The organism is Fibrella arboris (assembly GCF_041321095.1).
GTDB classification, from domain to species: Bacteria; Bacteroidota; Bacteroidia; order Cytophagales; family Spirosomataceae; genus Fibrella; species Fibrella arboris.
The window spans coordinates 407,978-425,741 of the sequence record NZ_JBGGWE010000005.1 but is presented as its reverse complement, the minus strand read 5'-3'; the positions used below and the strand labels follow the sequence as shown (position 1 = coordinate 425,741).

General features: G+C 53.8%; 14 protein-coding genes. 9 read left to right on the top strand and 5 right to left on the bottom strand.

Annotated elements, in window-relative coordinates:
- Positions 1-196: 196 nt before the first annotated feature.
- From ACAW75_RS11530 to ACAW75_RS11520, 3 genes are read left to right on the top strand one after another with little or no spacing between them, the layout of a single operon-like run.
- Positions 197-967, top strand: a complete 771-nt coding sequence (locus tag ACAW75_RS11530; protein ID WP_370728865.1) for an NRDE family protein — start codon at positions 197-199, stop codon at positions 965-967.
- Positions 954-2,072, top strand: coding sequence for an ATP-grasp domain-containing protein (locus ACAW75_RS11525; RefSeq protein ID WP_370728864.1), 1,119 nt, complete (start codon positions 954-956; stop codon positions 2,070-2,072). The genes ACAW75_RS11530 and ACAW75_RS11525 overlap by 14 nt, the downstream gene beginning before the upstream one ends.
- Positions 2,069-2,749, top strand: a complete 681-nt coding sequence (locus tag ACAW75_RS11520; RefSeq protein ID WP_370728863.1) for a phosphopantothenoylcysteine decarboxylase domain-containing protein — start codon at positions 2,069-2,071, stop codon at positions 2,747-2,749. Before ACAW75_RS11525 ends, ACAW75_RS11520 begins: the two co-directional genes overlap by 4 nt.
- 442 nt (positions 2,750-3,191) lie before the next feature.
- Here the strand turns inward: ACAW75_RS11520 and ACAW75_RS11515 are convergent, their stop codons facing one another.
- From ACAW75_RS11515 to ACAW75_RS11505, 3 genes are all read right to left on the bottom strand, one after another.
- Complete coding sequence (locus tag ACAW75_RS11515) at positions 3,192-5,600, bottom strand: alpha-L-rhamnosidase-related protein (protein ID WP_370728862.1); 2,409 nt, start codon at positions 5,598-5,600, stop codon at positions 3,192-3,194.
- Between the two features lie 108 nt (positions 5,601-5,708).
- Entirely contained in the window at positions 5,709-7,541 is a 1,833-nt protein-coding gene (locus ACAW75_RS11510) for a glycoside hydrolase family 2 protein (protein ID WP_370728861.1), read from the bottom strand.
- A 122-nt stretch (positions 7,542-7,663) separates the two neighbouring features.
- Positions 7,664-8,125, bottom strand: a complete 462-nt coding sequence (locus tag ACAW75_RS11505; RefSeq protein ID WP_370728860.1) for a hypothetical protein — start codon at positions 8,123-8,125, stop codon at positions 7,664-7,666.
- A gap of 167 nt (positions 8,126-8,292) precedes the next feature.
- Between ACAW75_RS11505 and ACAW75_RS11500 the strand changes: the two genes are divergently transcribed.
- Both ACAW75_RS11500 and ACAW75_RS11495 read left to right on the top strand, forming a co-directional pair.
- Positions 8,293-8,589, top strand: coding sequence for an SCP2 sterol-binding domain-containing protein (locus tag ACAW75_RS11500; RefSeq protein WP_370728859.1), 297 nt, complete (start codon positions 8,293-8,295; stop codon positions 8,587-8,589).
- A gap of 111 nt (positions 8,590-8,700) precedes the next feature.
- Positions 8,701-10,122: a Gfo/Idh/MocA family oxidoreductase gene (locus tag ACAW75_RS11495; protein ID WP_370728858.1), complete on the top strand. Its 1,422-nt coding sequence runs from the start codon at positions 8,701-8,703 to the stop codon at positions 10,120-10,122.
- Positions 10,123-10,131: 9 nt separating this feature from the next.
- Here ACAW75_RS11495 and ACAW75_RS11490 read toward each other — a convergent pair whose 3' ends face one another.
- Positions 10,132-10,434: a hypothetical protein gene (locus tag ACAW75_RS11490; protein WP_370728857.1), complete on the bottom strand. Its 303-nt coding sequence runs from the start codon at positions 10,432-10,434 to the stop codon at positions 10,132-10,134.
- Positions 10,435-10,594: 160 nt separating this feature from the next.
- On the opposite strand from ACAW75_RS11490, the gene ACAW75_RS11485 reads away from it, so the two are divergent.
- Both ACAW75_RS11485 and ACAW75_RS11480 read left to right on the top strand, forming a co-directional pair.
- Positions 10,595-13,021, top strand: a complete 2,427-nt coding sequence (locus tag ACAW75_RS11485) for a TonB-dependent receptor (protein ID WP_370728965.1) — start codon at positions 10,595-10,597, stop codon at positions 13,019-13,021.
- A 56-nt stretch (positions 13,022-13,077) separates the two neighbouring features.
- Positions 13,078-13,995, top strand: a complete 918-nt coding sequence (locus ACAW75_RS11480) for a DUF4249 domain-containing protein (protein WP_370728856.1) — start codon at positions 13,078-13,080, stop codon at positions 13,993-13,995.
- Positions 13,996-14,124: 129 nt separating this feature from the next.
- Here ACAW75_RS11480 and ACAW75_RS11475 read toward each other — a convergent pair whose 3' ends face one another.
- Positions 14,125-15,225, bottom strand: a complete 1,101-nt coding sequence (locus ACAW75_RS11475; protein ID WP_370728855.1) for a chorismate mutase — start codon at positions 15,223-15,225, stop codon at positions 14,125-14,127.
- Positions 15,226-15,485: 260 nt separating this feature from the next.
- Here ACAW75_RS11475 and ACAW75_RS11470 point away from each other — a divergent pair, with 260 nt between their 5' ends.
- Together ACAW75_RS11470 and ACAW75_RS11465 are read left to right on the top strand one after the other, a co-directional pair.
- Entirely contained in the window at positions 15,486-16,730 is a 1,245-nt protein-coding gene (locus tag ACAW75_RS11470) for a proline dehydrogenase family protein (protein ID WP_370728854.1), read from the top strand.
- A 111-nt stretch (positions 16,731-16,841) separates the two neighbouring features.
- Complete coding sequence (locus ACAW75_RS11465; protein WP_370728853.1) at positions 16,842-17,654, top strand: lipoprotein signal peptidase; 813 nt, start codon at positions 16,842-16,844, stop codon at positions 17,652-17,654.
- Positions 17,655-17,764 lie beyond the last annotated feature (110 nt).

Below are 17,764 nucleotides of genomic sequence, written 5' to 3'. Positions count from 1 at the left end.
CTCATGCGCTGATCTACATTTGTTCGACAGCCTGTTCAAAATCTACGAATAGACGGAAATCTACGATATTTCGTAAAGTAATTGATCGGAAAAAGAAATCTTAAGGCTCATAACTATCTAACTATGAGATAGTTATGAGCTTTTTTTGCTTGGTACAGGCTTTGTCAACCTATTTCTATAGCCAACTGACCAAGCCATGTGTACTGCCACATACCTGCCCCGCCCGCACGGGGGATTTCTCTTCACCCACAGCCGCGACGAGAAAACCGTCCGGCCAGCTGCGCTCCTGCCCAGAACGTACCTGCGCAACGGTCAGGAGATCGTTTATCCGAAAGACCCGCAGGGGGGCGGCACCTGGATAGCCAGCAGTAGCTATACAACGGTTTGCCTGCTCAACGGTGCGTTCACGGCGCACCAGCCCCAACTGCCCTATGGCAGCGGTCCCGGCGGGGAACCGCAACCGCGCCATAGCCGGGGCTTAGTGCCGCTCCACGTATTCGATTACGACACACCCGACAATTTTCTACGTCAGTACGATCCCTCGGGGCTGGAGCCGTTTACCCTGCTGATTACTCAGATGGCCGGATCGCCGGCCGGCCGCCTGACCGAACTTCGCTGGAATGGCAAACGCCTGTTTATTAACGATAAAGACCCAGACCGCCCCCACATCTGGTCGTCGGCAACACTCTATACGCCCGATGTGATCGAGCAACGCGAAGGCTGGTTTCGGGATTGGCTTCATCACCAGCTGCAGCCATCCGTTGAAGCCACCCGGGCTTTCCATACCTACGCAGGCGATGACGATGCTGAAAACGCCATACGTATGAACCGCCCAAATGGTCTGATGACGCTTAGCCTGACCAGCGTGGTACATCAAGACGAAGCCGTCGAACTGCTCTACGACGATTTTATGAGCGGGCAATCCCACCAACTTACCCTAACCCGGTCCGATTATGCAACCGCTTAGTTTGCCCGATGCCCCGGCCTGTAGCCTAAAACCGACAGCGGTTTTCTCCACGCTGAAGCTCTGGCTTCGCCGTCAACTTACGACTGTCCCGTTCCTAATCCGGTTACGGTCGTGGGAATATTGGCCATTCGGGGTGGTTTACGTACCCGTGTTTGTCTACTGGCTCTGGCTGTCGCTGAAGGCGCGGTCACTGTTTTTCTTTTCGGCTAGCAACCCCTCCATCGAAACGGGTGGCCTGCTGGGTGAGTCGAAAAGTGCCATTCTGGACCGCATCGGCGCTGCCTACAAGCCCAAAACGCTGCGGGTGCCGTTGCCCACTCACACCGACCACCTGTTCGCGGAGCTGGCTCGGCTGAACTTCCGCTACCCGCTCATTGCTAAGCCAGACGTGGGCGAACGCGGCTGGCGCGTCGAGAAGATCGACCACTGGGACCAATTGGTTCACTACGCCCAAAGCAGCCCCGGCGATTTTCTGATTCAGGCGTATGTAGACGAACCCCTCGAATTGGGCGTGTTCTATTACCGGATGCCGGGGCAGACCCAGGGCGTGGTGTCGTCGGTGGTGCAGAAGGCGTTCCTGAGCATCCGGGGCAATGGCCGCGATTGCATCGAGGTACTCATTCGGCAGAACGAGCGAGCCGTGCTGCAATGGTCCGCCCTGTGCCACCAATACGGCTCCCGCTTTCATGAGATTCCCGCACCAGGCGAAGTTATCACCCTCGTACCGATTGGTAATCACAGCCGGGGAACGATGTTTTTAGACGCCAACCACCTGATTACCCCCGAACTCACCCGCGTTTTCGACCGCATCAGTGCCGATATCGACGGGTTCTACTTCGGGCGTTACGATCTGCGCTGCCGGTCGGTGGCTGACCTGTACGCCGGTCGGCATATAGCTATCCTGGAGTTGAACGGGGCTGGGGCCGAACCGGCTCACATCTACCAGCCGGGCTTTTCGCTCTGGCGGGCCTGGGGCGTTCTGCTGCACCACTGGTGGGTACTGTACGCCATCAGCCGCGAAAACCACCGGCGGGGTGTCCCCTACATGACCGGGCGCGAAGCCCTTCGTTTCTGGCAACAAACCCAAACCACAAAACGCGCATGAACGCCCTCCTCGCTCCCGAAACCACCGATTTAAACGGTCTGACCGTCCTGCTCACGGCTGGCCCCACGCAGGAAGCCATTGATCCGGTTCGCTACATCAGTAACCATTCGACGGGCAAAATGGGGTACGCCATCGCCGATGTGCTGGCCGAATGGGGAGCCACGGTTACGCTCGTTAGCGGACCTACGACCCTTAAGGCTGGTCATCCCGCCGTCCGGGTCGTGCCGGTGGTGTCGGCGGCTCAGATGCACGCAGCCTGCCAAGCCTATTTTCCAACCGCTACGCTGACGATTCTGGCTGCCGCCGTGGCTGACTATACGCCCAAAGTAGTGGCCGACCGGAAGTTGAAGAAGAAGGCCGAGTTCAGCATTGAACTGGTCAGGACCGTGGACATTGCGGCCCGGCTGGGCCATCAGAAGCGGCCCGATCAGTTTCTGGTGGGCTTCGCGCTTGAAACTGACAACGAGCAAGCCAACGCAGAGGCCAAGTTAGTCAGCAAAAATTTAGACCTGATTGTGCTGAACTCTCTCCGTCATGCTGGAGCCGGGTTTGGGCACGACACCAACCAGGTCTCCCTCCTCGACCGCGTCGGCACCGTTCGGGAGTTGCCCTTGAACACCAAACGAGCCATCGCCGAAAGCCTTGTCCGCCATATTGCAGGGTCGCTGGTGGCTTAGGTTGTGTAATCCATACGGAATCCTAACTGATAGTCGAAGCCATGATAAGTTCTGAAGGCAACCCCCTCGTTATTTTCCCGAAGTAGGTAAGGTGAAGAGCTTGACAAACTGATATATAGGCTGGCTCTGTGTAGACATTAGGAGCTTGCAAAATACTACTCGACCCGTTTTTTGGCCTTCAGTATTTGCTGGGCGATGCTTTTTGGACGAGCTATAACCGTTGCTATATCGTTGTAGTAGTTAAGGGAAACAAAGGTAAGTTACTGATTGAGGGGTTAATTACAACTTCTGGAGTGTCTCAACTATACGCTTTTACGAGTATAACGCTATGGTACAGATAAGAGTCCAGGCCACTTAAGGCTCTGTTAATCAGCATGATATTTTCTTAAACAAAACAAGGAGATACTTAAGTAGTGCCATAATTGAAGAGAATGCAAACCGCTTACAAACTTACCGTCTGCTTCCCCGGCTTGAGCGGCTGGGTACGTCCCTGCCAGCGGAGTGTACCGGGAATACCAGCGGGTAGGGTTACTTCCCCTTTGAGTGTATTACCGGGGCCTCGCTCGAACTTAACGGCAATGGTACCGGCTGGGTGGGGCATACTTCCTTCAACACGTGGCAACGTACCCAGATACGGAAGGATACTCACCGAGCGAAATCCCGGTTCGGCGGGGTTGATACCACATACGGTGGATAAAAACTCGTAGACGGGTGAGGCGCTCCAGGCGTGACAGTCCGAGCGGGTGGGTTCGGGTTGTTCGGCGAAGGTGGTCAGGCCGTTGGCGATCATGGTGTGCCAGGGCTTTAGCTGAGGAATGAATTCGTCGCCCATGCCCGTCTTTTTTAGCGCCTGAAACAGATAGAATTTGAAATAATACGTGGCCGGCCGCAGGCTATCGGCCTGGGTTGGGCGCAGAATGGTTGCCAGCACGGTACGTTGCTGAGCCGCAGGAATGGCATTGGTCAGAATGGCCAGAATATTGGCGTGCTGACTAAACTGTTTTTTCTCGGGTGTATCGGCCAGCAACCCACGGGCGGGCACCCAACAACGTTCCATCACCGCTTTGTTGGTGCGTCGCGCCAGTTCGCGGTAATACTCTGCTTTCTGATTCTGGCCGTAATGCGCAAAGAGATCAGCGGCTTTCAGGTACGTATAGGCCTGTTGCAGGGTGAGCACGCTCGACCCGCCCTGCCCGCCGTCGGGTACACCACCAATGTTATACGCTGGATTCCAGGGCCACGACCAGTCGACAAAATTCCACCAGCTAAGCGGTCCGTTCAGGCCTGTGGTGCGGTCAAGGCGGGATTCGTGCCAGTTCAGGACGCGTTCGATCCCGTCGAGGCGGGCGCTGACGAAGGCATCGTCGCGGCGGTGCATCCAGTAGTCGTGCACCATGCAGACCCAGAACAGCGAGAAAGTTGGGATAACCTGCTGATCGGCTGATGGATAGCGGCTTTGGGTGAGCCCTTCGGGGAGCCGACTATTGTCATACTCGAGAATGGCCTTCCGCATGAGCCGGTCGTCGCCAGTCACATAGAGCGAGATAAGCGACTGAATCCGGGTATCGCCAACATATTGCAGTTGTTCGTAGTAGGGGCAATCGAAATAGGTTTCGCCCGCACAGAGCTGGGCTGTTCGCCAGCCTACGTCCCACACCCGCACGAGGCTACTGTCGGCCGCATTGAATCGGGCCTTCTGGTCGAACGGATAGGCCGAATAGTCGCCTCGTAACCGGTTGATGGTCAGTGGCTCGTCGGCCGTCTGAATGGTCAGTTGCAGATACCGGTATGTGCGGAACCAGAGGGGCCGGAAGGTGCGCTGCTGCCCGCCATCGGCAATGAACTGATCGTCGAACCCTTTTATTTGCTTGCCCTCTATCTCGTTCCGGTTCCCTTTTTGATCTTTAGCATCGACCAGGCTTTCGGCATAGGTCAGGGTCATCGACGCAGCTTGGCCGGCCGAGACAGTCAACTCCGGGTAGGCGTTTGTCAGGGTTGCCTGATCGAACAGAATCGTGGCTTTGGTCTTCGCAGGAACCACAAACGTTGTTTTCCCGGTCAAAAAATCGGGTGGTACATTCACGCCGTCGGCCCGCCGAACGGCGGCCAGATTAACGGGTATACTGGTCATCTGGGGGATCGTTCGGGGTACTAAGCCCCAGTTTCCGTCAGAACCCAGGCCACGTGCCTTGGCCGAAAACCAGGCCTGTCTGGCAGCGGGCCAGGTGGTATCGTTGAAATTGGCTTGTTCCCACCCCCAGGGATACAGACTGGCATCGACCTGGTCGCCATCGCCCACGACGATGTAGGTACGTAGCTTGGCGATATCGTTTTTCACGGGGGCGTAGGCCGGGTTCTGAAACACCTTCCAGCTGCCATTGGTGTTCACGATCTTCTCCGCATCACCGTCGCCCTGCATCACAAACCCAAGTTGGTAGCTCATCTGAGATACCGGTGCCGACTCACCTAAATGCCAGACCTGCGCCGCCAGTATGTTGTTGCCGGCCTGTAGAAACGGAGCCAGATCAAGAGTTTCGTAATTCCAGTGCTGCGGATCGCTCCGGGCCGGTCCCAGCGCTACCGCTTTACCATTGACAAACAGGCGGTAACGATTGTCGGCCGAGACGTGCACAATGAACGTACCTGGCTTTTGAGACAGGTTGATCGTTTTTCGAAAGTGATAAACGCCATACTGCCGGGCCGACGCGGTGGGGTGAATGAGCCATTTAGCGTCCCAGGTTGTGGTTTGCCATTTCGACACCGGCGCGGCGGGTTGTGGAGGCTGGTAAACGGGTTGCGCCTGAACAAAAAAAGAGCTAGTAACCAGCAGGGGTAGGAGTAGACGGTGCATAGGCCAAAGTTAATTTAAAGTCACGATCCTTCGGCGTCATGCATGGTCATTCGCTACGCTGGCATGGGTTGTTCTGCCCTAAATGACAGCGTAGCGAATGATAAAGGTTTAGCTTTTGAGCAGGCCTGCCGGCACACTTAACTCGCCCGTTTGCGGATCGATCAGGCCGTTGCGTTCATCTTCGATATTGGTAGCCTGGGTATACACATCGCCGCCAATGGAGCGAGCACGCAATTCCTGTTTAAACTGCCGGATTCGTTCCGTTCGGTCTTCTGCATCCTGAGGGCCACCATAGTTGGCGAAGCCAAAACCACCCCATTCACTGACAATAAGCGGCACCTGCTTTCGATAAAAAAACGGGTCGCCGACAACGAGTGGGAAAGCAGCCACACCATTGAGGTCTCCCTGCACCAGCCGGTCGAGTACGTTGCGCCAGTGATTCAGGTCGGGCGTATAGAGATGGGCTGTCAGTAGGTCAGATTTCAGGCGCCCTTCCTGCGAGATGTGGTGCCAACCGTCGTTATCAACCACTATGAACTGCGGATGATTGATTTGCATGTAGTGATAGGTATCGATGATGTACTGGCGCGTGTCGGTATTGTTGGCGATGTCTTCGGCACCCCAGTCTTCGTTGTATAAGCTCCAGATAATCACCGACGGATGGGTTTCAATCAGGGCCAGCATGCGGTCGAGTTCGGCGCGGTGATTTTCCCGGCTGCGCTGATTGGAGCGGTGTGGGCTGGGCACCTCTACCCATAATAGTAGGCCCAGTTCGTCAGCCAGGTTATAAATACGCGGGTCAATGCCGGCAATGTGTACGCGAACCAGGTTACAGCCCAATGCCTGCATGGCGTAGAAATGGCGCTGCATCTCTTCATACGTTGCCCGGCCGGGTTGATACAGGATACCGTCCAGGTACGTTGACTTCCCATTCAGGTACACGCAGCAGCCGCGAGCCTCTGCTTTTCGAAGGCCAAAGTGTGCTTCAATCTGGGCGATGTTTCCTTTCTCGTCGATGAGTTGCGCCTTTAATCGATAGAGGTGTGGATCGTCTGGCGACCAAAGTCGGGCCTCGGGCAACTCAACGACGACACGCTGATTTTTTTGTCCGAAATCGAGGTGTAACGGAAAATCACTGGTAGCCAGCGTGCCTGCTTCAGGGTTTGACTGGTCGTCGATCTGCAGGCGAATCACGTAGTTGCCGGGGTCGTGGATGCGTGTGGTCAGGTTGAACCGTACCAGGTTATCTTCGATCACGCTGACTACGCCCACCCGTGACCGAAGCCGGTTTCGTTCGACGGTTTCGATCCAGACACTACGGACGGGGCCGGTGTAGGTCTGGTACCAGATGCCCCCCCGTTTATACACGAGCGATTCCTGTTTTCCCCGTGGGATATCCGCATCCATGGTATCGGCAATGCGCACCGTAAGGCGATTGGTGGGCTGAAGCAGCTTTTCGCCCAGTTCATACGAGAACGACGTGTATTCGCCGTAGTGAATCGATTCACCCTCGATGGTCTGCAACTGCTTGCCGTTCAGCCAAACCTGCGTTTCGTAGCCACAGGCACCGAACGTCAGCTGGTACATAGGTTGCGGACGATCGTTGCTGGTCGCATCGCGTTCGGGTAAGTCAAATTCACGTTCGTACCAAACCACCACTTTATCCTGCCAGCCGGGGCCATCGTTGAGCTGGTGGGCCTGAGCAATATGATCTTCCACCGACCCAGGCCAATGGGCCGTGTAGGCGTAATCGTGGCCCAATTGCCAGTGCTGCGCCAGCCCTTCATCGGCAATATCGTGCGTGAATCGCCAGTCACCATCGAGCAGCAGATACGTGTTCGATCGTAGCACGGCGCGTGGGAGCGGATTGATGGGCGCAGGCGCATCAGTCGGCGTAGTCAGGCTTTCTGTGGCGTTGAAATTGCGGAAGGTCGGTTGCATACTGGAGTCGTAGTTGATACGTACCCAACCCGCGCTGACCCAGGGGGTTCACCAAAACTGATTTACCGTACCGTTCATAAACCTGTAGAGCCTGAAGGGAGCCCCTGCCGGTTTAGCTGCGTTCATTTCATTTCACGCAGGCAAAAACCATACATAACGGCGAAGAGGACGCTGAAAAAGACGCTGAACGACGTACCCAGACTGGCTAGCCCCACATAATAGAGCGGCAGCACGAACCCCAGCAAGGCCCCTGCGATATAGACGTAGAAGCCAATCCGCCGCAGCCTGAACATCAGGAAAGCGCCAAAGAGCGTAACCAGCGAATACACAAATTGCCCAATGCTCAACTGCCGCACTACACGCGGGTCTTCGGGCATTGGATTGTCGCTATTGGCCCCGCTGTCTTCGTAAAAATTACGCGGGTCGCGGCGATCCGCGTTGGCCTCACCGGCTGGTTTATGACCTGTAAATGGCGTTTCGGCTACCCGTTCAGGGTTAGCGAGCGCAACGCCACTTTCAATAAGGCCCCAACTGCAACTGAGAAATGAGAAAATACAAAGGATGGTCAAAAATTGAGAACGCATGAGTCGGAGTATCAAGTTTCAGGTTTCTGGTATCAAATGACTGGTTGGCGAAGCTACTTGAAACCAGAAACCTGAAACTCGACACTTTATTTAGTTGTGAACTTACAGTTGCCGGGCTAGTTTTACCCCGTAAAGGGGTACAAAAAAACCATATTTCAACCAGAATCATGACACTTCAGGAACTAACCGACAACATTCGTACCCGCGTAACGCACGCCGATAGCCTGGACGCCAGCGCTAAACTCGTTACCGACCTGGGCGTTGTCTTCATTGATGCCAAACAATCGCCTGCCGTGGTGACAAACGACGATCAGCCGGCCGACACTGAACTACACGTAAAAGTAGCCGATCTGGAACGCATGGCTTCCGGCGACCTGAACCCGATGATGGCTTTTATGACCGGAAAACTGAAAGTCAAAGGCGACATGGGCGTGGCCATGAAGATGGGCCAGGTGATGGGGTAGAGTGAAAGAGTGAATGGCGAAAGAGCGGGGGATAGGGTGGAAAAGTTAACAAATCAGTAATTTGACGGGTCAATCGCTCTTTCACTCTTTCGCCATTCACTCTTTCGCCATATGACTTCTCGCCGAACCTTTATTAAATCGAGTGCGCTGGCCGCTGCTGGAAGCGTGGCGTTTACCATTGTGCCCCGGCATGTAGTAGGGCGCGGGTACGTTGCGCCATCCGACAAATTAAATATAGCGGCGGTGGGCTGTGGCGGTAAGGCAGATGTGAACATACGACTGGCCCACAATGGGGGGAGCGACAATATTGTAGCCCTCTGCGACGTAGACGACCGGCAGGCCGTTAAGTACCGGGCCCAATTTCCGAAAGCCCCTTATTTCCACGATTACCGCGAGATGCTGGCAAAAGTCGGCTCGTCTATCGATGCAGTCATCGTGTCGACACCGGATCATATGCATGCGCCAATTGCCATGGCGGCCATGAATCTTGGTAAGCATGTCTACGTTGAAAAACCGCTGACCCACGATATCTACGAAGCCCGGTTGCTGACCGAAGCGGCTCGCCGAAATAAGGTGGTGACGCAGATGGGCAATCAGGGGAGCAGCGGCGATTCGACCCGATACGTTGAGGCGATTATTCAGGCCAACCTCATTGGTCATGTACACACCGTGTACTGCTGGACCAACCGGCCCGTTTGGCCCCAGGGTGTGCAGTCGCCAAAAGACAGAAAAGAATCGCAGCCCATACCTGCCGAAGTTGACTGGAATAAGTGGCTGGGCACGGCTCCTTACCGCGATTATCACGCGGCCTACATGCCCTTTCGCTGGCGGGGCTACTGGGATTTTGGCACCGGCGCACTGGGCGACATGGGCTGCCACTTTATGGATGTGCCCTTCCGCGCCCTGAAGCTCAAGTACCCCACTTCCGTTGAATGCAGTGTAGGCTCGGTCTATGCCGATTTCTTTCAGGAAGCGTACTTTGATGATGTCTGCCCGCCATCGTCGAGCATTCATATGACGTTCCCCTCCGAGGATAAAAAGGTGCCGGAGATCAAGCTGTCGTGGTTCGATGGCGGTATTCGGCCACCATTGCCGGAAGGAGTTTCCTACGACCAGGTCTTTTTTAATCAGGATGGAGGCATGCTGTTCATCGGTTCGAAAGGCATGCTGGCGGCCGGGATTTTCGGGGATGATTACAAACTACTACCCATCGAAAAATTTAAAGGACGTACCCTGCCTGCACCCATTCGCCCACTGGTCGACGGAAAAACCGAAGGCCATCAACAGCAGTGGGTAAAAGCCTGCAAGCAGGGATACGGAGCTTACACATCGTCGTCGTTTGATCAGGCCGGACCGCTCACCGAAACGGTGCTGATGGGTAACCTGGCTACCCGCAGCTACCTTGCCCGTGAGAACGGTCAGTTCCCTGGGCGTAAAAGATTGCTTTGGGATGGCGACGCCATGAAAATTACCAACTTCGATTACGCCAATCAGTTTGTGAAACGTGCGTATGCCAACGGCTATTCGCTGTAAGCGCGTGGCTTATTTGCAGGCGTCTTTGGCTTGTGTGTAGCTAGCCTGAATGTCGCTGCGCTGTTGCGCGGTGTATAAGGAAGTACAGGCAATGACCGCATCGGCATAGGCCTTGTACGCGTCTACGTACGCATTACACTTCGTTTTATTCGTTGGATCTGACGAGAAGGCGCTGGCGGCAGCGGTGAATTTGTCACCAAGAGCCGAAGCGTTATCGCAGCCACCGGGTGTTACGGTGTCGCTGCTTTTTTTGCAGCCTACCAGCAGGGTAATGGCTGTGGCAAGCGAAAATGAAAGTGTGCGGATTTTCATACAGAGTTATGTTTAGTTCGATTATGCAGTCAAAAGTCGTTACCACTTTTGTAGGGCTGGGTACGTTGTTGAGGCAACGGATGATCGGCTGACCAAACGGTAGGCATCTCTATGGGTATGCACTACATTTTGAGTAGGTTTGTAGGATCAAGCCAACATGATGCGCGCTTTATTCGTAACCTGTACCCTCTACATCGTCTCTTTTTGCCTTGCTATTGCTCAGGTGCCCGTCCGCTACACCGTTAGCGGGTACGTACACGAATTGGGAAGCCGCGAAGCGTTATTAGGTGCTACTATCCGGCTGAATAACAGGCCCGTAGGTACGCAGACCAACACGTTTGGTTTTTATTCGCTCACACTGCCCGAGGCCGATTCGGTAACGCTGGTGTTTTCGCTGATCGGTTATCAGCCGCAGCGCCGGACGCTGGCGCTGCACCAGAACCAGGTAATCGGTGTCGACTTGGCCCCCGGTGAACTACTGAACGAAGTGGTCGTGAGTGAGAAACGGCAGGAGAATCGGGTAAGCGACAGTCCGCAGATGAGTCAGATCGACTTGCCTATTGCACAGATCAGAAAGATACCGGCGCTATTGGGCGAGAAAGACGTGCTGAAAGTGCTGCAACTGATGCCCGGCGTGCAGAAAGGGTCCGAAGGCCAAAGCGGCCTCTATGTGCGGGGTGGCGGGCCCGACCAGAACCTGATCGTACTCGACGATGCGGTGGTGTACAATGCCAGCCACCTGTTTGGGTTCTTCTCGGTCTTCAACGGCGATGCACTCAAGAGTGTGGAGCTGACCAAGGGTGGTTTCCCGGCTCGGTTTGGGGGGCGGCTCTCGTCGGTGCTCGACCTGACCATGAAAGATGGCGCCCGCGACAAGCTACACGGTGAAATAGGCATTGGTTTGATTGCCAGCCGGATCATGCTGGAAGGGCCACTGACCAAAAATAAAAAGACAGGTCAGCCTTCTGGTTCATTCGTGATCTCGGGTCGGCGAACGTACCTGGACGTGATCTCTGCGCCAATCGTGAAAGCGCAAACCAACGGCGAAACGTCGGCGGGTTACTATTTCTACGATCTCAATGCCAAAGCAAACTACGACTTGGGTCCCCGCGACCGGGTTTATCTGAGCGGCTATTTCGGGCGCGATAAGTTTTATGCCAACGACAACACCGATAACACAGGCATCGGCATGGGTTGGGGTAACGCTACGGGTACGTTACGCTGGAATCACCAGTTCAACCAAAAATTGTTTGCCAATACATCGCTGATATTCAGTGACTACCAGTTTGTGATCAATGCCAATCAGCTGATTGATTCACAAAACCGGTTTGTGCTGGATTACACATCAGGTATTCGTGATTTTTCATTGAAGCACGACCTCGATTTTTATCCGGCCCCCAATCATGCGCTGCGCTTTGGGATGCAGGTAACGGCGCACCGGTTTACACCGTCGGCCATTGTGCTACAGAATAACAGCTTATCCAGCCTTCGCCGCGAAGTTGACCGGATTGATGTGCTCGAATCTGGTCTGTATGCCGAAGATACGTGGCGACCTACAGACCATTGGCGGCTAAATGGCGGCCTGCGCATCAGCGCGTTCACAGGCAATGGTCTTGGGTACGTTCGGCCCGAGCCTCGCCTCTCGGTGGCCTATATCATTAAACCTGATTTATCGGTAAAGGCATCCTACGCCTTAATGAATCAGTATGTTCACCTGCTAAGCAATACAGGCATTGGCCTGCCAACCGACTTGTGGGTGCCCACCACAGATCGGGTACGTCCGCAACAGTCGCAACAGTGGGCCGCTGGCTTAGCTAAAGACTTCCCGAAACATGGACTAGCGTTGACCATCGAAGGCTACTATAAGCGGATGGACAATATTATCAATTACAAAGAAGGCGCCAGCTTTCTGCTGGTCGATGATCCTACATCGGCTAAACGGGTACGCTGGGAAGACAACGTCACGGCGGGACGCGGCTGGAGCTATGGGGCCGAGTTGCTGTTACACAAAAAGGAAGGCCGGTTCAGCGGCTGGGTTGGTTACACGCTTTCCTGGACACAATGGCAGTTCAGCGAGTTGAATGGTGGTCGGCCTTTCTTCCCCCGCTACGACCGTCGCCACGACATATCGGTTGTGGGAATGTATGATCTTAGTCCCCGCATTACACTCTCGGCCACCTGGGTATATGGTACTGGCCAGGCGCTGACGGTGCCCAACGCCCGCTACCGTTCGTTTGGCCTGAGTAATGGTATCGATTATGTGAAAGATGCCAGTGGGGCTGTTACCGGTGTTAGCCCCCTGGTGTTCAATGGTGGAACGGGAGTGCGCGATTATGGGCAGGATAAAAATGCGTTTCGTGCCGAGCCCTATCACCGGCTCGACGTAGGCGTTCAGTTTCATCGTAAACGGAAGACGCACGAAAGCACCTGGGAGTTTAGCGCCTACAACGCGTACAACCGTCGTAATCCGTTCTTCTACAATATCGAGAGCAAACGCCAGGCCGTTGGGCAGCCCGATATTACCGTTTTATACAAGTATTCGGTGTTCCCGATCGTACCGGCATTTAGTTATTCCTATAAGTTTTAACCCTGGTGCCCGCGCAAGCCAGCATGAAAAGACTACTTTATATATCAATTTTTCTTGTGCTTACTGCCTGTGGTAGCCTACGCAACGAGGTGAGTCCATCCCTGTTGTCAACTGAAGGCGAGAAGTTGGTCGTGAACAGCTATATATCGCCTCAGGATACACTATTGTCGGTGAAAGTGTCGCGCTCGAAGCCAGTACTGGGCGAACAAACGGATGCGCTGCCATACAATGTGGCCAACGCGATCGTCTCCTTGACTGACGGAGACAGGGTAGTTGTGCTTCGGTATCTGTCTGACAAACAGTGGTATGAGGCACGGGCGAACCTGTTACCAATCGTTGCCGGACGAACGTACACGTTGACCGTCAGCACACCCGACGGCAAACAGGTAACGGCCAGGGCTACTGTGCCTAAGCCCGTGCCCATCAATCAGGGCATTCTGGACTCGACTGTTGTTACCGTTGGGAATCGGCTACAGAAAATTTATTCGGTACGTTTCGATTGGCAGGATCCGCGCGACGAACCTAATTTCTATGAATACGCCGCTTATTTTAGGTGGGGTTACAATAATGATCCATACGGACAAGTGAATCAGCAGAGTAACAGCCTGCGGTTGCTATCGTTTTCCCGTGAGAACAGAACTGGTAACCTGCTAACCGATGACCGCCAGGATGGTGCGCTGTTGACTTCACTGGCTGCTGAAGTCGGGTTAGTGGAAGTGAATGTAATGGCAACCAATGCGGCGGAAGCGTTGAAAAAATTAACGATGGGGACAATATTGCCTAACCCTCAGGTGATTCTACGACTGCTGAGTACCGAAGAATTGTACTACCGCTACACAGACGCCATTATTCGCCAGCGCGAAAATCGCAGCAATCCCTTTGCCGAACCTGTGCTGATCCCCACCAACATACAGGGTGGATTAGGCTGCTTTGCCGCCTATAACCGCACCGAGAAAGTTTTTCTGATGCGCTGAACGTCAGCCACAAATCCTTTGATCGCGATGGTGAAGGCGAAAAAGGAGTAAACACAGAGACGCCGAGCGTATAGAGAGGGGAAAATTCCAACTCTACGCGCTCGGCGTCTCTGTGTTTACTCCTTTAGTTTAGGCTACCGGCGAGCTGTTGATCACTTCGGTTTGCTTGCGGATCGACTCCATGTGAATGATCTTGTAGATCTCTTCAACGAGCTCGGGATACAGGTTCAGCTTGGCGCCCAACTGCTTGCGTGACTCCAGAATCTCTTTCCAACGGTCGGGCTGGAACATCGATACGTTGTTGTCGCGCTTGTATTCGGCCAGCTTCTCCACCAGCGACATACGAGCGGCCAGGTGTTCAACCAGCTGACGGTCAACGCTGTCGATCTTCACGCGGATCTGCTCCATAGCACTCTGGAACTCCCGATCGCTCGACTCGAGCTGACGGATATGCAGGTGCTCCAGCATGTCGCCGAAGGCGGCAGGGGTAAGCTGTTGAGCAGCATCACTCCACGCTTTGTCAGGGTCGATATGCGATTCAACGATCAGACCGTCATAGTTCAGGTCCATCGCCATCTGAGCCAGTTCGTTCAGGTACGCCCGCTTGCCAGCCATGTGGCTCGGGTCGCCAATGATCGGCAACTGAGGGAACATGGTGCGCAGTTCGATCGCCATCTGCCACATCGGAATGTTGCGGTATTTGCTGGCTTCGCCCGTAGAGAACCCACGGTGAATAGCCCCCAGCTTGGTGATACCGGCACCGGCAATCCGCTCGAAGGCACCAACCCAAAGAGCCAGGTCCGGGTTAACCGGATTTTTTACCAGCACAGGTACGTCAACACCTTTCAGGGCATCGGCAATTTCCTGCACATTGAAGGGGTTAACCGTCGTACGGGCACCTACCCAAAGAATATCGACGCCATATTTCAGGGCCAGCTCAATGTGCTGTGGGGTAGCTACTTCAACGGCAAAAGGCAAGCCGGTTTCGGCTTTGGCCCGCTGAATCCAGGCCAGGGCTGGTTCGCCCATCCCTTCAAAGCTACCTGGCCGGGTCCGGGGTTTCCAAACACCGGCGCGAATGGCGTGAACCTGGCCCAGCGCAGCTAACTGGCGAGCGGTTTCAACAAGTTGTTCTTCTGTTTCTGCACTGCAAGGCCCTGCTATAATGAGGGGTTTGCCGTCGGTCTGTATCCACGAATCGAGCGGCTCTACGGCTAAATCTGGTTTCATGAGGTTACGTGTACGCTAGTTGTAAAGTTGACTATTCCGCTTGTAAAATTTCCGGGTACAAATTTATAGTATATTTGCAGGAGCAAAAGCCCTAAATGGGGCTGATTCTCACCCAAGTCTTGTACGATTATTAGTCTGTTGAAAAAGTAGAGGATAGCTTGAAAAACCTTTTTTGGCCAAAAATACGTTTATCTTTAGGCCGTTAATGTCAAGCTACTGAACGACCGTATGGCGAACGCACCGGAAACGGCGCATTGACTATGTCGAACCGAAGTAATCTAATCACATCCCCCGTCCAACCGGCTGTAACTACAAAACTGACTGTAGCTCAACCGGTATCTTTTGAGGACACATCGATTGCCTTCTCTTCCCAGTCGAATTTCAAACTTCGAAAAACGTACTGGCTTTTTGCGTTGATGAACCAAGGTTGGCTCGTAAAAGTAGGGACTTTTTTTATAAAACTGGCCCTGAAACTACAGCTCCCCATTAAAAAGCTCATCAAAAAGACCATTTTTGAGCAGTTCTGCGGGGGGGAATGCATCCGCGATTGCGAGAAGACCATCCTCAATCTGCACACCGCTCAGGTCGGCACGATCCTCGATTATTCCATCGAAGGGGAAGCAAACGAAAAGTGCTTTGATAGCACTGTACTGGAGATTCTGCGCACGATCGAACGGGCCAGCGAATCAGCTGATATTCCGTTCTCTGTATTCAAAGTCACCGGACTGGCTGAAACGGAACTACTCGAAGCCGTTCAACGCGGCGATGAACTGACTGAATCGGAACAGACTGCCTTCGAACGGGTACGTGAACGGGTAGACACACTCTGTCGCCGGGCATATGACCGAAAAGTGCGGATCTTTATTGATGCCGAAGAAAGCTGGATTCAGGATACCATCGACAAACTGGCCTACGAGATGATGGACCGCTACAACCACGAGCGGTGTGTGGTCTATAATACGTACCAGATGTACCGTTGGGAAATGTACGATCAGCTGGTGAAAGCAACGGAGCTTGCGCGCGAAAAAGGCTACTACCTCGGTGCCAAGCTGGTGCGGGGAGCCTATCTGGAAAAAGAACGCATCCGGTCTCACGAAGATGAATACCAGGATCCAATCCAGGCGACGAAGGAGGATACCGATCGTGATTTCAACCGGGCCATTGATTTCTGCCTCTCAAACCGCGACGAAGTGTCGATCTGTCTGGGCACGCACAATGAGTACAGTTGCCAGTACACCATTGCCCAGATGAAACGCATGGGTATTGCGCCCAACGATCCGCACATCTACTTCGCGCAGTTGCTGGGCATGAGTGACAATATTTCCTATAATCTGGCTAACTCGGGCTTTAACGTAGCCAAGTACGTGCCCTATGGGCCGGTAGAAGCCGTAATGCCTTACCTGTTCCGTCGGGCAGAAGAGAATAAATCAATTGCTGGTCAGAGTAGCCGCGAGTTTACCCTCGTCAGAAGCGAACTGGAACGCCGCAAAGGCTGCAACAAATAAAAGGAGAAAGGAGGAGGGAGGAATGGAAGAAAGGGGCTTTGCTATATCTATTTTGAACAGCGCAGCAATCCTTTCTTCCATTCCTCCCTCCTCCTTTCTCCTTATTTCCTTATGATTCAGAAGAACCCGATCCGTTTTTTTTTGCTGGCGTTATTGCTGATAGGTATTGATCAGGCGTCGAAACTCTGGATCCTGCAGTATATGCAGGAACATCTGTACATGCCGATCCATGTCGTTGGCGACTGGTTCAAATTTCAATATGTGCTAAACCCCGGTATGGCGTTTGGCATGGAACTGAATCACCAGTACGGAAAGCTGGTTCTCAGCGTTTTTCGCCTGTTTGCCATGGTCGGCATTGGCTGGTATCTGGTGTATCTGGCCAGAAACGGCGCGCCAAATGGATTGCTTTACGCCATGGCGCTTATTCTGGCGGGTGCTATCGGGAACGTGATCGATAGTACATTCTACGGCGTCTATCTCCATAACGCGCCCTATGGTGCACCAACGCCCTGGTTTCACGGCCAGGTGATCGACTTTATTTTCTTCGATTTATGGGAAGGCATTTTGCCTCGCTGGATTCCGATCTGGGGGGGCAGTTACTTTTCCATGCCGATCTTCAACTTTGCCGATTCGTGCATATTTGTTGGCGTTTGCCTTATTCTGTTTTTCCAGCGTCGTTTTTATCAGCAGCAAGCCGAGCGGGAAGGGCTGCTCCCTGATGATCCAGACGCGACTAACGCGGCAGTAGTGCCTATGCCGGAAACTGCTGAAGAACTGGACGAAATGACTCCCGTTGATGAAGTGGCTACTGTGGAATCGACCTTACCCACTGAGGGTAATCCAGAAACGCCTGGTGAGTCAGAGGGGCCATCCGATAAACCCATTTCGCTGGTCGACGCGCCTTTGAGAGAAAAAGAAGCATAACAGTTTCGAGCTATACCAACGCCAAAGAGGGTCATTACCGCATGGTAATGACCCTCTTTGGCGTTGGTATAGCTCGAAACTGGCTCAAAGACAACGTACCTGGCGTGAGA